This is a genomic window from Salmonella sp. SAL4457, assembly GCF_046548235.1.
GTDB lineage: Bacteria > Pseudomonadota > Gammaproteobacteria > Enterobacterales > Enterobacteriaceae > Salmonella > Salmonella enterica.
Genome location: NZ_JBGDZO010000653.1, coordinates 1 through 264, shown reverse-complemented (window position 1 = coordinate 264; position 264 = coordinate 1). Strand labels below are relative to the sequence as shown.

Sequence of the window (264 nt, the reverse complement as noted above, 5' to 3'; positions counted from 1 at the left end):
GCTCCGGCGGGATCACCACCGCGACCCTGGTCGGCCACTACGTGGCCAGCGGCGAGAAGAAGGTCAACGCCTTCACCCAACTGGTCAGCGTGCTCGACTTCGAACTGAATACCCAGGTCGCGCTGTTCGCCGACGAGAAGACTCTGGAGGCCGCCAAGCGTCGTTCCTACCAGTCCGGCGTGCTGGAGGGCAAGGACATGGCCAAGGTGTTCGCCTGGATGCGCCCCAACGACCTGATCTGGAACTACTGGGTCAACAACTACC

Annotated in this window: 1 protein-coding gene; it reads left to right on the top strand. The window is 62.9% G+C overall.

The genetic code is table 11. The features are described 5' to 3' along the window. The coding region (locus ACLJNW_RS25815; protein WP_410961453.1) for a hypothetical protein at positions 1–264 on the top strand (264 nt) is incomplete at both ends.